11 protein-coding genes and 1 tRNA gene are annotated in these 15744 nt (G+C 47.6%); 2 read left to right on the top strand and 10 right to left on the bottom strand.

The features are described from left to right. Positions 1 to 50 precede the first annotated feature (50 nt). Together C9I89_RS14950 and C9I89_RS14945 are read left to right on the top strand one after the other, a co-directional pair. Positions 51 to 127, top strand: a tRNA-Asp gene (locus C9I89_RS14950). A 344-nt stretch (positions 128 to 471) separates the two neighbouring features. Next, positions 472 to 777, top strand: a complete 306-nt coding sequence (locus tag C9I89_RS14945; protein ID WP_107284137.1) for an MliC family protein — start codon at positions 472 to 474, stop codon at positions 775 to 777. Positions 778 to 936: 159 nt separating this feature from the next. On the opposite strand, the gene C9I89_RS14940 is transcribed toward C9I89_RS14945, so the two are convergent. The 10 genes from C9I89_RS14940 to C9I89_RS14895 all read right to left on the bottom strand — a co-directional run bounded on the left by C9I89_RS14940 (position 937) and on the right by C9I89_RS14895 (position 15322). Further along, positions 937 to 2349, bottom strand: a complete 1413-nt coding sequence (locus C9I89_RS14940; RefSeq protein ID WP_107284136.1) for a phosphoglucomutase/phosphomannomutase family protein — start codon at positions 2347 to 2349, stop codon at positions 937 to 939. Between the two features lie 80 nt (positions 2350 to 2429). Beyond that, positions 2430 to 4835 carry a glycoside hydrolase family 94 protein gene (locus C9I89_RS14935; protein ID WP_107284135.1) on the bottom strand — a complete coding sequence of 802 codons (2406 nt, stop codon included), beginning with the start codon at positions 4833 to 4835 and terminating at the stop codon, positions 2430 to 2432. Positions 4836 to 4875: 40 nt separating this feature from the next. Beyond that, positions 4876 to 6807, bottom strand: coding sequence for a beta-N-acetylhexosaminidase (locus C9I89_RS14930; RefSeq protein WP_107284134.1), 1932 nt, complete (start codon positions 6805 to 6807; stop codon positions 4876 to 4878). Positions 6808 to 6816: 9 nt separating this feature from the next. Continuing rightward, positions 6817 to 7704 (bottom strand): glucosamine kinase nucleotide-binding domain-containing protein, encoded by an 888-nt coding sequence (locus C9I89_RS14925; protein WP_107284133.1) that lies wholly within the window; start codon positions 7702 to 7704, stop codon positions 6817 to 6819. Next, positions 7697 to 9430: a glycoside hydrolase family 9 protein gene (locus tag C9I89_RS14920; protein ID WP_107284132.1), complete on the bottom strand. Its 1734-nt coding sequence runs from the start codon at positions 9428 to 9430 to the stop codon at positions 7697 to 7699. Before C9I89_RS14920 ends, C9I89_RS14925 begins: the two co-directional genes overlap by 8 nt. A 60-nt stretch (positions 9431 to 9490) precedes the next feature. Further along, positions 9491 to 10486 carry an ABC transporter ATP-binding protein gene (locus tag C9I89_RS14915; protein ID WP_107284131.1) on the bottom strand — a complete coding sequence of 332 codons (996 nt, stop codon included), beginning with the start codon at positions 10484 to 10486 and terminating at the stop codon, positions 9491 to 9493. A gap of 29 nt (positions 10487 to 10515) precedes the next feature. Beyond that, positions 10516 to 11487 (bottom strand): ABC transporter ATP-binding protein, encoded by a 972-nt coding sequence (locus tag C9I89_RS14910; RefSeq protein ID WP_107284130.1) that lies wholly within the window; start codon positions 11485 to 11487, stop codon positions 10516 to 10518. Between the two features lie 2 nt (positions 11488 to 11489). After that, positions 11490 to 12515: an ABC transporter permease gene (locus C9I89_RS14905; protein WP_107284129.1), complete on the bottom strand. Its 1026-nt coding sequence runs from the start codon at positions 12513 to 12515 to the stop codon at positions 11490 to 11492. A gap of 2 nt (positions 12516 to 12517) precedes the next feature. Beyond that, the gene (locus tag C9I89_RS14900) at positions 12518 to 13504 is read right to left on the bottom strand and encodes an ABC transporter permease (protein WP_107284128.1); all 987 of its coding nucleotides are present in this window, start codon (positions 13502 to 13504) and stop codon (positions 12518 to 12520) included. Positions 13505 to 13642: 138 nt separating this feature from the next. After that, entirely contained in the window at positions 13643 to 15322 is a 1680-nt protein-coding gene (locus C9I89_RS14895; RefSeq protein WP_107284127.1) for an ABC transporter substrate-binding protein, read from the bottom strand. Positions 15323 to 15744 lie beyond the last annotated feature (422 nt).

Below are 15744 nucleotides of genomic sequence, written 5' to 3'. Positions count from 1 at the left end.
GAGTAGGTCATCGCCAGGCGCCAAATAGCTTTATGCTGAATAGACACTGCGGAGTGGTAGTTCAGTTGGTTAGAATACCGGCCTGTCACGCCGGGGGTCGCGGGTTCGAGTCCCGTCCACTCCGCCACTAATAAGAAGGCCCAGTCGAAAGACTGGGCTTTTTTACGTTTAAGGTTTCTTACACGCGTTTTCAATATGCCAGAATGTTAAGCTGTTTATGCGAGTTGGCATTACTTTTCCCGCCATCCCCCCTGATTGCTTGGCTAGACTTATAATGTCAATTAGATTAGATGATTACCTATTCAGCGCCGCTTTTTATAGGCGGTTTTCAAAGCAATTTATACAGTGTTAGATGTTTTTGACGTAGAGAAACTGGGCCTTAAAACAGTAGTCTGCCTAAAATGCTTTTAATTTATGCTTAATTATCAATCTCTATATGCGGTTTTTATATGAAGTAAGAATGGAGGCGCTATGTGGAAGTTATTATATCTTGTGAGCGTATTTTTGCTGACGGCATGTTCCATTGAACGAGATTATTTTCCGGTTGAAATTCACTATGACTGTCAGGCTGGGCAGTTTTTCTCGTTAAGCTACCCAAATGTTGACTCTGTAGTGGTTCACTATCTCAATGATGTCAGAACGCTGGGGCGTGAGCGTTCGGCTTCCGGTGCTCAATATCGTGATATTGAGGGCAAGACTTACCTGTTCACTAAAGGGGATGAAGCCATGTTGGAATGGGACGAATCTAAACTAGATGGTTGCAAGGCAAGAGAATAACCCCGCTCTCATAGAATAAAAAAAGGGTAGCCAGGGGCTACCCTTGTCGCTAAAACCTGAAACCGATGGTTTGCGAAATGTAACAGCTATAGTGCTTGTTACTGTAGGACTCAACAATGAATATCGTTGTCGCTGTCTGTAAGCCGCGAGCGGAAGTGGTTACACTTTCAGAAACACCTTCATTTGCTGCAGAACGGCTTCTGCTTGCTGCTGATCTTTCATTTCGACAAACAGACGCAGCAGTGGCTCTGTACCGGAGAAGCGAGCCAGCGCCCAACCGCCATTTTTAAAGTACACCTTAGCACCATCGGCATAGCTGACTTTTTCGACATCATACTCAAACTCGGGCAGGGCCTTTTCTACGTAGATTTTGTTATATAGGCGTTCACGATCAGAGGCTTTAAAGGTACAGTCCCCTTCAGCGGTGTAGGCATAGCCGTATTTTGCGTAGATTTCATCGAGCATTTCAGACAATTTTTTGCCGGTAACACTGATCATTTCAACCAATAGGCTCGAAGCAAATACACCATCTTTTCCCTTGATATGACCACGAATAGTTAAGCCGCCAGAGCTTTCGCCACCGATGAGTGAATCGTCAGCTTCCATCTGTGAGCTAATATGTTTAAAGCCGACAGGGACTTCAAAGCACTTCTCTTCATAGGCTGCTGCGACTTTATCGAGCAGATGGGTTGTCGCGATATTACGTACCACAGAGCCTTTCCAGCCTTTGTATTCAAGCATGTAATAATAGAGAAGCAACAACACTTCGTTCGGGTGAATGAAGTGTCCTTTTTCATCAATAATACCTAAACGGTCAGCATCGCCATCAGTACCAATACCAATGTCATACCCTTCATGGGCCACTAAATGCTTTAAGCGATACAGTGTCGCGGCATTCGGTGATGGCATTAGGCCACCAAATGAAGGGTTCTGACCATCATTGATCACATCAACATCACAACGGCCAGAAATCAGAACGGTTTGCAGTGCATTCTTAGCAACACCAAACATCGGATCGATCAGTACCCTTAGGTTGGCTTTTTTGATTGCTTCTATATCAATAAAATTAATGATTGAGTCGACGAACTCATTCATCGGATTAATCTTAGTGATCATTTTGGATTTTAGGGCGTCTTCAAAGTCGATACTTTTTACATCACTTGCGGTCAACCCCGTAATTTGCTGTTCAATTTTTTGAGTGATGATTTCATCGGCGTCACGGCCACCTTCAATGAATATCTTGATGCCATTGTAATCGGCAGGGTTGTGAGAAGCCGTGATGCAAGCGGAGTACGTTGCGCCAACTTCCTTGCATTGAAACATCACTATCGGGGTCGGGACATATTTGTCGATAAAACTAACGTTGATTTCATTCGCCGCGAGTACTTCGGCAAACCAGGCCGCCGCTTTATCAGATAAGAAGCGACGATCATAGCCGATAACAAAGCCGTTACCGGTGACCTGTTCTTTGAGCATAATGTTAGCAAGAGCCTGTGCGACTAATCTGACATTTTCTTTGGTAAATTCTTCGCCGATCAGGGCGCGCCAGCCACCGGTTCCAAATTGGATCATGTGGAACTCCTATTTCTCTCAATCGAAAAATTTAAAAGTGGGGATGAAAGCCATCCCCAAACGTTGTCTCACTTCGAGGGTTAGCCCATTACTACAGTAACAGTGTTGACCGTACCTTCAGCTTGCGGGGTTATCGCCCCATCAATTGATTCGCCATTTAGCATGATAGAAACAACGCCTTTACTAACATGAGCCGGGTTTTCGACTTTGATGTTATATGTTGCTCCGCGCCACTGACGTGTAACTTCAAAGCCTGGCCATGCTGTCGGAATACATGGATCGACAATTAAGCCATCAAAGCTTAAACGGACACCTAGAATAAAGTTCGTTGCAGCAATGTAAGCCCAACCTGATGAACCGGTTAACCATGGGTGGTTAGCACGGCCATGATCCTGGTGATCACGTCCCATGATGAACTGAACATAGGAATAAGGTTCAGTCACACGTTTTTCAATCATGTCATTCTGGTTGTATGGATTTAGTGCATCGTAGAATTTCATCGCCTGATCGCCACGACCTAGCTTAGTTTCCGCGACCCATGCCCATGGGTTTGGATGAGAGAAAATAGCGCCATTTTCTTTCACGCCTTGATAAACACGGGTAACGAAACCGATGTCATCGTTTGGAGTAGCGAAAGAAGGGGCGTTGAGGTGAAGGCCGTAATCAGAGTAAAGGTACTCATCAACCGAATTCATCGCCTTTTCGCCGCGCTCTTTAGATACGGCCCCGGAAACAACCGCCCAGGTGTTAGATTCTAAGTGAACCTTGCCTTCAACCTGTTCGTTAGTACCGACTTTTTCACCATTCTTCGTAATACCACGGATATACCAGCCGCCCTCTTCATCCCAAAGGTGCGTTTCACAGGCGTTTTGTACACCGCCGGCCATGTCTTCATAGCGGGCAGCGTCTTCGTCATTTCCTAGGAACTTAGCGAGATCAACAAACTCTTGAATTGCCCAGTAATGAAGGAATGCAACCATTGATGATTCGCCACCACCGAGGTTTAAGCAATCGTTCCAGTCTGCGCGCAAGCCTTTCGCGATACCTGTGCGTCCAACATGTTCGGCCGTGAAATTTAGCGCGGCTTTCATGTGTTCATAAACCGTGGCTTCACCGCCATCGGCGAATGGGATCACTTCGTCAAAGAAACTGGTTTCGCCGGTTTCCATAACATAACGACAGATCGTTGGGACAAGCCATAAGTGGTCATCAGAGCAGGTATCTTCGATACCGTGGATCTTATCTTCATCACTTGGTGTTGGGACAACGGTCGGTGATTTAGATGGTTCAACATTGGCTTTTTCCGGATCAAACCAATCGGGATCGAAGAGGTGCAGGCCATAGCCGGCTTTAACTTGACCGCGAAGCAGATCGACCAGGCGCTTTCGGGTCATTTCTGGGTTTGAATGCGGCACCGCCATTGCGTCTTGTGCGGTATCGCGATAGCCAAGTCCGGTACGGCCGCCGACTTCGATAAAGGATGCAAAACGAGACCAGACAACACATGTTTCTGCCTGGTACAGGGTCCAGGTATTTAGCATGGTGTCCAGACCTTCGTTTGGTGATTTCACCTGGAATTTAGCGCAACGCTCATCCCAGTGAGTTTTGATCTCTGCGAAAGCTGCATCAACGTTAGCAAAGTCTTGATATTTAGCACGTAGTTTTGCGCCGTTACCTTTACCTAAACCAAGGATATAAACAAAACGAACTTCTTCGCCGGGCTGAATAACAAATTGCTTGTGCAATGAACCACAATGGTTGTAACAGGTTTTCACGGTATTCGTGCATTTGCCTTGTTCAACTGCTATAGGGTTAGACTCATCTCGATAGAGGCCTAGGAAGGAATCACGCTGACCGTCATAGCTATCTGGGTCAAATGTCGATGCAAGGTAGTAGAAGCCTTCAAATTCATTGGTGTTGTAATAAAGATCGTATTCAATGACCCCTTCTTCATACGATGTACCCGCGGAGTACAGGCTCATCTGATGGTTTTGGTTATCAGATTGAATATGGCTGAAGGAGAACTCAACAAATGAGAATGCACTGATTGTACGTGGTTTGTCACTATCATTCTTGATGACAACATCCCAGACTTCGGCATCTTCGCCTTTAGGTACGAATAACGTTTTTGATGCTGTAATGCCGTTGTATTCACATTTGAATTTCGAATAAGAAAGGCCGTGGCGGACTTCATAACTGGCTTCATCAAGGCTTTTTGCTACGGGCTGCCAGGAAATTGACCAGTAATCGCCCGTTTCGTCATCACGAAGGTACACGTAGTGGCCCGGGCGATCAAAGGATGCATTCGGGCGAAATTTTGTTACGCGATTGTATTCAGGTGAATTGTAAAAAGAGTAACCACCGGCATTATGTGAAATGACCGTACAGAATTTCTCAGTACCCAGGTAGTTGGTCCAAGGAGCCGGGACATCAGGACGAGTGATTACGTATTCTCTGTTATCGTTGTCAAAATAACCGTATTTCATTGCTTCCAATCCTTTTTAAAATATTCACTATTTGTAGTTGCTATTCGCAGTGGCGGTAATTGATGCCCGCTTTGTCTAAGTATTTGAGTTGACCGTTTAGACGCGCTTTAAAGTCGTCCCAGTTGCGCTGTTGAGGGTTGCTCCAGCAGATTTCTGAGATGGCTAATAAGCGTGGATAAATCATGTATTCAAAGCGACTTTGGTTATTGACGAGTTCACACCACAGTGCCGTTTGAATACCTATAATTTGTTGGTGAGCCGGATCTTCAGGGGCGAGTTCGGCTAATGGACGATACTGATACACATCATCAAGAGGCAATTTTCCTGCCCAGTCGACACCCTTCTCGTCGGCAGAATAACCTTGTGCTAAGTCGAGATAGGTAAATTGTGCAGGCTGCATGACGACGTCATATCCCTGTTGTGCACAGATGAGCCCTGCATTTTCACTGCGCCATGAGAAAATGGTCGTTTTCTTGCTGACTTTGTCACCATCCGTGGCTTCTTCCCAGCCCATCATCTGCTTGCCTTTGGCTTGCAGCACTTCTTCAGCAAAGCGTAATAGGTGTCCTTGCAGCTCCTTGGGATCTTGATAGCCGTGTTGATCCATTAAATTCTGGCAAGCTTCGCTATCGGTCCAGACACCGGCAGGTACTTCATCGCCACCAATGTGAACAAAGGGGGCGGGAAATAATTCACAGATTTCAGTGAGTACATTGGAGATAAAGGTGTAAGTGCCTTTCAGTGCCGGGGATAACACATTATCCGGATAGTTCTGAATACTGCGATATTGAGATTTATCTTCAGGATCAACCAGTAGTTCCGGCAACGATTTGATCGCAGCACGGCAATGCCCGGGAATGTCGATCTCAGGAATAATCGTTATGCCCCGATCACTGGCGTATGCAATAAGCTCTTTTGCATCTTGTTTGCTGTAGTAGCCACCATAGCGCTGATTGATGGTGGTAAATTGGGGGAGTAACACTTCATTCGGACCACGCCATGCGCCGATGCGAGTCAGTTCCGGATAAGCATCAATTTCAATTCGCCACCCTTCGTCATCCGTAAGGTGCCAATGGAAGGTGTTGAATTTATAACGGGCTAATTGAGCGATGAGGTGTTTAAGGCGTTTTATCGAGTGAAAATGGCGTGCGCAATCTAACATCATGCCGCGATATGGGTAATGTGGCTGATCTTGGATATCAACCATTGGAATGCTGTAAGCGGCAGCGGCATAGTGCTCAGGATTCGCTGGCAATAGCTGCAGCAGGCTCGATGTTGCATGGGTAAAGCCTGATTTTGAGCTTGCCTGCAGACAAATGTTATCTTGCTCGATAAGTAAGCGGTATGCGCCTTCTGCCATTTCAGGGTGAGCCTGGTAATGGATATTACCATCCCGATGTATCGGGAAATCATCATGGAGTAATTCAGTCAACTCTTCTTGCAGCCACCGGGCTGCACCTGAAGCTAGCGCATTGGGGGAGGCTATCGCAGTAGATTGAGTTAACTTAAACCGACCACTGAGTGGCGTTACCGATGCTGGCATCGGTATGATATTCAATGCCTTTGCTGGTGGAAGCTTGGTCGTAAATCGATCTATTGCGGGCTGGCCTAAGTCAATACAGGTGACTTCAACCGGTAGTGGTTTAATAAAGCCCACGCTGGTGTTTGCGACCAGGAAAGCCTCTTGGATCCCGTCATCATGCAAGGTGAAGGGAGCCGTACCCATGGTAAATTCGGTATAGAAATGAGAATTTGAGGCGAGCAGAGGGAGCTCTTCTGACGTTATAACGCAGTAGCTCCCTAGCTGTTTAACCTGGCCATTTAAAACCGACGTCGGCTCAATCCAGCGATTAATAACAAAGTGCAGTGACCACTTTTCTACAGGCTGATCACTGAGGTTGTGAAGCGTTAGTGCAAAGCGAGATTCATGTTCTGCTTTGCTTATCACGGTGAAATCGACGCGGTAGCTCATTGTGTCTCCTTAAAGCGGATAAAGGTTGTGACAACCTTTTGCCATTGCGATAGCACCATCCATTGCATCACCTTGAGGCTGTGCAAGACGATTTTGTAACGGCGGTGCGAGCCAGGCTTGAATTCGTTCCCCAATACTGCCCATTAAGCACACCTGCTCGGCACCGCGCTTTATCAGTGCCACCAGCAACATTTCCACATCGTCGGCGGTTTGTTTCAGTAATTCGATAGCCAAGCTATCGCCTTCGGCCGCATGAGCGAAAATAGCCGGTGAGAATTGACCGTAGTCACAAGGGCGGGCAGTCTTTGACCAACTGACAATGGCGTCAACATCGTGCTCGAAGTGAGCCATAACATGATGAGCGAGCGGTGTATGCGGTACTATTTTATCAACACTTAACAGCACCTGCTGGATCAGGCGAAGCCCCATCACTGCACCGCCGCCATGATCGGAGATTGGAAACTCACGTCCACCGACCACCAGCTGTTGGTTATCTTTAATTAAGATGCCGCAAGAGCCTGTGCCAGCGATAAGAATGGCGCCGTCTTCACCGCGCCATGCCCCGAGGCAAGCGCCATACGCATCGGTATTTAACGTCATCGAGGCATAAGGATGGGAGAGCGACATGAAGGAATACCAGGCATCCTTCTGCTCGGCACCGGCTAAAGCGAGGCCGACTGACATCGAACTGAAATCATCAGGGGTTAATCCTGCCAGATCAGCGGCAGTGGCAATGGCATCTAGAATAGATGCCATTGCCACTTCGCCACCTAATAATATATTGGCACTGCCTGTTTTGGCCTCACCAAGAAGTTGACCGTTAAGATCGCAGATCCGAGCACGGCAGGATGTCCCCCCACCGTCGACACCAACATAATATTTAATTTGACTAGCCATGATAACGCTCCTTAAATTGCAAAGTTATTGCCAATAAATACCAACCGCCATGAGGGATCCATTGCTCGCCCCAGCGCCAGTTCTGTAACATGTCGTCTTTCTGTTTTTCCGGTTTAAATGCAATGTCTTGCTCGTTCTCAAAACCGGAAGTAATACCGTTGCACACCCCGCCTTTCGCATTGCTAAAGCCGAGTTCGGGCAGGTAATCCGGATTATTGCGGCCATGGCCATCGACCATGCACATATCAAACGGATTTAATCCTACAATCCAATCGGTAAGGCGCTGACCATAGGTCATGAGCTTCGTTTTGACTTCGGTATCATCAACGATGTTTTGTGCCATATAAGCCATTGCCGCAAGCGAGGCAATACGGGCATTTTCACCTTGCCACCAATAACCGGTCTCATTGTTGTGAGGCATGAAAAAAGCCGTCTGCTTATCATCATCCACCGCTTTGACATACTGGCGTGGATAACCAAACGGGTTGTTGACTTCTGTTGTGATATTTAATTCAAAATCCAAGGCATTGAGTAATACTTGGTAAGCGTGTTCACTTTTAATGACATCATGCTCAATGGCTAAATATTGCATTAATGCAATGGCGGGTAACCCGGCTTCCGCGGCATGAAAGTAAGGACGGCTGCCATCATCATTGGCAGACCAGTAATGCGTTATTTGGTGATCGGAGACCTGACGTGCAGCTAAGCGTTGAGCCCAATGACGTGCTTGCTCCAAGTAGCGTTCTTGTTGCGTTGTTCGATAGAGCTCAACAGTGGCGAGGAGTGCACAGTACTCGTCGATGATGTTCTCCTGACCATTATCGAGGTAGTGCGGGTTCATCTCCTGCAGGTGCCAATAGCCTTTTTCTGCTGCCTGAAGATAAGCGTCTGCTGGAATGGTTCCGGTGTGCAGACGCGAAGCCGAGGCAAATTGAGGCAAACGCGCCGCTGCTGCGAGGGCTGCAATTGAAACTCCGCCACCCTGGCGGAAACCGGCCTGATAATTATCAGACTTGATACCGTCCTGGGTTGAATACGAACAAATCTCCCGTTGCCCCGTGGACTTACTCCACTTGTCGAACACCGTCATATAAAAATAACCCTGCGGGTTTTGCATCCGCAGCAAAAAATCCGCGCCATGAAGCGCCTCTTCCATAAGGCGTTGGCGGGTAAAATCAGCAATACTTTCTTCGTCTTCCAGTACCTCATAAGCTTTAAGCATGTTCCAAACCACCATCGGGGTTTGTTGAGGATTTAAATAATTACCGTTAGACAGGTGACTGAGGTACTTACTGACATCGCCAGACGCGTCGTACCAGCCGCCACGAACATCTGCTGTTTCATCACTACCGAAGAGGCGGATGTGCTGATCGGCGTGTTCATAGCTCCCAGAGCAACGCTGCGACTTAAAGTAATGCAAGAGATCGCTAAAGGTGCGTTGCATTAACTGCCCCTCGGCAATATAAAACGGTGCCGATTGGGTATCGCCGAGCTGAATACGGTATTCGCCAGATTGCTCCAGTGGGGTGAAATCGATCGAGTAGGCATAACCCGTGTGCCACTGTGCGACCGGACCACATGCATTAAGAGGCAGCTGCATAATGGACTGGCCGTCATCACAGCAGATGATCTGTGCCGTCGTTACCGCAAGATCAGGCTGGGCCAAAACAATGGCTTGTTTGGCCCCAAGACGTTCATATCCAAGATGGTTCGTTAACAGCTGCATGTATCCTCCAAGATGTAGCTGCTGTATTAGCAGCTACATAACACACTTAATAAATATCGATTAGCTTTCAAATAAGTAACAACGTACAAAGTGGTTCTCAGAAAGCTGAGTCACACTTGGCAATTCTTCCCGGCATCTTGCTGTTGCGTGAGTACAACGCCCCGCAAACGGGCAGCCAAGGCTTTTTGGTGTCCAGAGCGGGATCTCACCCTTGTTGCCCTTGAGTTTTTCGTGGATAGACTTGCTGGGATCCGGTACGGCCGAGACCAGTAGCTGGGTGTAAGGATGCTGGGGATCATGAATGATCTCCTCGGTATCTCCCCATTCGACCATGTGGCCGACATACATTACCGCCAGATCCTCGGCGATATAGCGTGCCGTCGCGATATCGTGGGTGATATAAAGCAGCGCCATCTCACGCTCAAACTTCATCTCCTCCATCAGGTTCAGTACCCCGGCACGGATCGATACATCAAGCATGGACGTCGGTTCGTCAGCCAGGACCACTTCAGCGCCAACGGCAATGTTACGGGCCAGGTTGACACGCTGACGCTGGCCTCCCGATAGTTGGTGAGGGAATTTAGCCGCCGTCTCTTTCGGTGGGTTCAGCCCGACCTGGTCAAGCAGGCCGTAGACCTTTTCTTCGAGCTCTTTTTTATTGCCTTTACTGACTTTGTTATGGATCAGCAGCGGGCGGGCGATATGGTGAAAAATAGTATGGGTCGGGTTCAGTGAACCAAACGGGTCTTGCCATACCATCTGGACGCCCTGGCGGTACTGCATTAAATCGCGTCGACTCTTGATATCGGCAATGTCTTGTCCGAAATACTCAATGTGCCCCCCTGTTGACGGATACATTTTTGCAATCATTTTAGCGGTGGTTGACTTACCGGAGCCCGATTCGCCCACCACGGCCAAGCCTCGGCTTTTGTACATTTTAAATGACACGTCATTGATTGCACGCATCTTGGATTTCTTCAACGAGTTACTATTGACCTCAAAATCTTTAATCAGATTTTTACCTTCAATAATGGGTTGTCCGACAGGTTTGTTCATAATGCCTCCTAATTGCTTCCTATTTTTTATTAACTGCTTTTATTGAATAGGTGGCAGTTTGATAAACGACCTGGTTCAAGTTGGCGTAATTGAGTGGCAGTGCTGAAACAGGCATCATGGGCTTTGTTACAGCGCGCCTGAAAACGGCAGCCTTGAGGTATTTCCAGCAAGTTCAATGGATTGCCAGGAATACCAGTGAGGCGGGTTTTCGGGCCGGTCAGTGGTGGAAAGGAACTTCCCAGCCCTTCGGTGTAAGGGTGGAATGGCTGTTCCAGGATCTGTTTTGATGGTGCAACTTCGATGAGTTCACCTGAATACATGATGCCGATACGGTCTGAGAACTCGACCATCAGTGAAATATCATGGGTAATGAACAGGATCGAGAAGCCAAACTCCTCTTTCAGGGCATAGATTTTTTGCAGAATTTCACGTTGAACCACAACATCAAGGGCTGTTGTTGGTTCATCCATGATGATCATTTTCGGGTTCAGTGCCAGTGCAATAGCTATCACCAGGCGCTGGCGCATTCCCCCCGAGAACTGGTGCGGATAGTCCCGCAGACGATTGGGATGAATGTCGACGATTTCCAATAGCCCTTCAGCACGGCGAATAGCCTGCTTACGATCCATATTGGTGTGGCGCATAATGACGTCACAAAACTGCTCTTCGAGTGTCAGTACCGGGTTGAGTGCATTCATTGCACTCTGAAAGACCATGGATATCTGGCTCCAGCGAAAGGCCGTCATATTAGCTTCGCTGAGCTTAAGAATATCGCCATGGCCGTCGAACAATACTTCGCCACCAGAGATAAAAGCGGGCGGCTTATGCAGACGCATTAAAGCCATTGCCACGGTTGATTTACCACAGCCAGATTCACCAGCCAGACCGAATATTTCGCCCTTACCGATATCAAAGCTGACATTGTTTACCGCACGTACATCACCAGCATCTGTGATGTAGTCAACACAAAGATTGCGAATGGAGATTTGTGGACTGGTCATTACTATTCTCCTCCCTGAAGGGCTGGCTGAGCCGTTTCTAATGTCGCTTTTTGGGCATCTTTATTTTGTTTTTCCATATTTTTCCAGCGGCGCATTCCTTTGTGCGAACGAAGCTGCGGGTTAGCAATTTCATCCACCGCGAAGTTAAGCAGTGCAAGACCGATCGCAACAAGAGTAAGCGCGATACACGGTACTAACAGCTCCCACCATGCGCCGACAAGCATCGAAGAGGATGTTTGAACGTTGTACAGCATGTTGCCCCAGCTGATAGTTCCCGGATCGCCAAGGCCTAAGTATGACAATGTTGCTTCGGTCATAATCGCCAGCATAACCGAGCCGATGAAGCTGGCACCGACGATAGAAATCAGGTTTGGCAGGATTTCAACAAAGATGATGCGCCAAGAAGATTCACCTAATACCTCGGCGGCTTTAATGAACTCTTTTTCTCTGATTGACAATGTCTGGGCGCGAACAACCCTGGCGCCCCATGCCCAGGCAGTTATCCCGATAACCAGGGTTATCGTTACAGGCCCCGCTTCACCAATGAAGGCGGCGATAACAAACAATAAGGGCAGCTGTGGTATTACCAGCATGATGTTCATGGCGGCAGAGAGGATGTCATCGACCCGGCCACCAAAGTAACCGGCGGAAACCCCCACTAAGGTTGCGAGAAAACAGACCATCAAACCTGCACCGAAGCCGACAGCCAGTGAAGTACGTGCGCCATATACGACTTGAGACCAGACATCACGTCCCATTCGGGTGGTGCCGAGTACGTGTTCGGCTTTTTTCGACATCCGCAAGGTACGGCTGCTGTCGGCGAGGTTTTCGGCAACCCAGCCATCGGGGTTATTTTGGGCAGCCTTAACGACAAACGCAGGGTATTCGTGTGGGTTACCCGTTTTCTTGTTAGGCACATGTTCAGTAATGAACGGGGCAAAAATAGCGGCCAAAATAAACAGCGTGATAATGATTAGGCCGGCAAGGGCCTTATGGTTGCTGGAAAGTAACTTAATTAAACTTTTCATAATTATTTGCCTCCTTTACGTAGGCGAGGGTCAAGTGCCACGATGAGGATGTCAGCCATGAAGTTAAAGAACAGCATAAACAGGGTCATGATAAGCAGCTGACCTTGCAGAACCTGATAGTCACGCGCATTAATCGCGTTAAGAAGAACGGTGCCGAGGCCGGGGTAGTTGAAGATCATCTCGATAATTAGCTGGCCACCAATAGCCATACCCAGCGCCATCGATAGTGCCGTCACACTGGGTAGCATGGCGTTACGTGCCGCGTAGTTGAACACCACGCGGTTTTCACTTAACCCCTTGCCCTTTGCCATCGTGATGTAGTCTTCGTTCAGCAAGTTGATCATGTTATTACGCATGTTGATCAAGAAGCCGCCAATCTGGATGATGGTGGCACAAAACAGAGGTAACACAGCGTGGTAGAGAACATCTTTAATGAATTCCCAGCTGGTCCAGTCAGGCGTTGTACCTGCGGTATAGGCATAGGTTGATGGGAACCAGCGAAGGCCGATGGCGAAGGTGTATAGCACCAGCATGGCAACGACCACGGGAGGAACGGCCTGAATGACCATCATCCCAGGTGAAATGAATGCATCGTATTTGCTGCCGCGTTTCCAGGCCGCAAAAATACCGAGGGTCGAGCCTAAACAGAAGGCCAGAATAACCGCGGTACCCGCTAGGAACATTGACCAACCAACTGCACGGGCCATGATTTCATTCACGGTCTGCGGAAAGGTCTGAATCGAGATACCCAGATCCCAGGAAAGAATTCCTTTGAGGTAGATAAAGTATTCTTCGTGGATTGGGCCACCGACAAACCCTAATAATTGTTTCATTGCAGCGATACGCTCAGGTGTTACCTGTACTGCTGCGTTGGCGAACATCATGGTCACCGGATCTCCGGGCATCGCTCGCGGTAAAATAAAGTTCAGCGTAATCGCAAATAAAAGCGCTATCAGATAAAAAGACAGCCGTCGTATAAAGAATCCCATAACTCACACCTTAATCATCCAGCATTGATGTTTTTGCTAGATTCAGGACAGAAATCCCCCTGACGCAAAGCGCCATAACTTTCAATAGGAGGGGGAAGAGGCGGTGCGCAATGTGCGCACCGCAAGTTAATACCTAAATTATACTTTAGGTTCTAGATCAAGTACTTGTAGCAGACGTTCTTGGGTGTTAGTGATAGGCATTGGACGGCCTTTCGGGTTCTTCTCGTTCCACCAGCCCGTAAAGCGCGAGGTGTTGTATTGAGAAGTGTAAGCACCTGACATGACAGGCACAGTTACTTGGTTTTCAGCAATGATTTTCTGGATCTTGTGAGCCATCTTAACTTGTTCGCCACGATCGGCGGTTTGGTAGAAACCTTCAAGTAACTTGTCTAGCTCAGCATTTTTCCAGTAGTGAAGCGCGAAGCGAGGCATGCCTTCGTTTGCCTGGAAGCGTGAGTGATAAGCGCTGTCCCAGTATGTGTACGGATCTGCACCGTGGAAGTAGTTGGTGTAAGCAACATCGTATTTAGCATCAAGCATTGCCTGGTTGTATACCGAGAAATCAGGAGTGCTTGCTTTCGCTTTGATCCCGACTTCTTCAAGCATTTCAACACCTAGCTGTACCGTGTTGTTGAAGTCAGTCCAACCACTTGGTGATTGAATTGCCAGCTCAAGTTTCTTACCTGTTGGGGTTTCAACAAAGCCATCGCCATCAAGATCTTTAAAGCCCGCTTTTTTCAGCAATGCTTTGGCGTTGTCTACGTTGTAAGTCATGAATGGCTTGTATTTGTTGTACACCGTGTTATCAGACCACGAGGCAAATGCCTGACCTAGACCTGAGGCGTAATCATTGACTACGCCGCCGCCGTAGAAAGCGATATCAATGATCGTTTCACGGTCGATGGCCATAGAAAAGGCGCGACGGAAATCGATGTTATTGATTGCTTCATTGTTACCCGCATTTGGCGACTCGTAGTTGAACATAAATGCCTGGCTACCACCCGCTGGGTACCAGTATTTATTGTCAGGGCTGGCTGCTGCGTATGTGCTGTCAACATCCGGGATGAACGAGTACGTCCAGTCGAATTGACCGCTCAGTACCTGGCCCAGGAACTGATCGTTACCTGCAACTTGCGGTAGACGCAGACAGTCAACATCCAGGTTGCTGTTATCCCAGTATTGCGGGTTACGGCATTGGGTGTATAGCTGCGGAGTGAATTTTTCGATTTCAGTAAATGGACCGGTACCTACCGGGTTCTCATTGGTAAAGCGTGTAGGATCTTCTATCTTGCTCCAGATATGTTTAGGAACAACTGATACTTCATTGATCAGGTATGGAACATTTGAGTTTGCTTCAGTCAGGTTGAAAGTAACTTTATCACCAGAAGCGGTCACTGATTTCAGGCGCTGGTTAATACCTGTACGGTCTAGTTCAGGGTGTTTTTTCAGCATGTCATACGTAAATGCAACGTCTTCAGCTGTATACGCTTTACCGTCAGACCATTTCACCCCGTCACGGATTACGAAAGTCACCTGCATTAGGTCGTCAGACATGTAATAGTCTGTCGCCAAGCGCATCACCGGCTCGTTGCCTTTCAATTCGTTGAATACCACTAAAGGCTCATAGATAAAGTCTTGAACGGTATCTAATTGAGTTTGGAGGAACGGGTTAAAGTTACGTACAAATGTAGGGTAAAACTTTGGAACCATCGTTAGTTCAGTTCGTTCAGCAGCGGTGGCAATAGGCGCCGTCAATGCTGAGGTGGCAGCGGCAAAAACCGCAAGCGCTAACTTAGTTTTCTTAATATTGGCAAGCATAGCTGTTCCTTACTCTGTGCTTTTCGTTTCACTTATGGAAAATGAGTACCCCGAGGGGTAGTCCTTGAACCTGCTTCGATAGAATGAAAAGTACTCTTCTAATGAATGGCCTTGCAGGTTCTCAGTGCCATTAGGAAACTCCGGATAGCCAAAATGGTCAACGTGGTCGCCCGTTAAAAACGTTAAAAGATGCGGACTTGCTGTCAAAAACGTTAATTTCCAATTAATTGATAACTTACGTCAGGCATGGTTTTGCGTCCATGCTCACATATCAGAAACCACGTTTCACATGGTGTGTGAGTGTTTACTATTGTTTATTTTATTCTTTTTCAATACCTTATTGGTTGCTTCTTTATATTGTGATGTAACGCAATAAGCATTTTGAAGTTAATTCCTGTCGTGAATTTTTCCCTCGTCGTTTG

Source organism: Photobacterium lipolyticum (assembly GCF_003026475.1).
Taxonomy (GTDB): Bacteria; Pseudomonadota; Gammaproteobacteria; order Enterobacterales; family Vibrionaceae; genus Photobacterium; species Photobacterium lipolyticum.
Note: the sequence above shows the minus strand (reverse complement) of the source record. Positions and strands in the feature narration are given on the sequence as shown.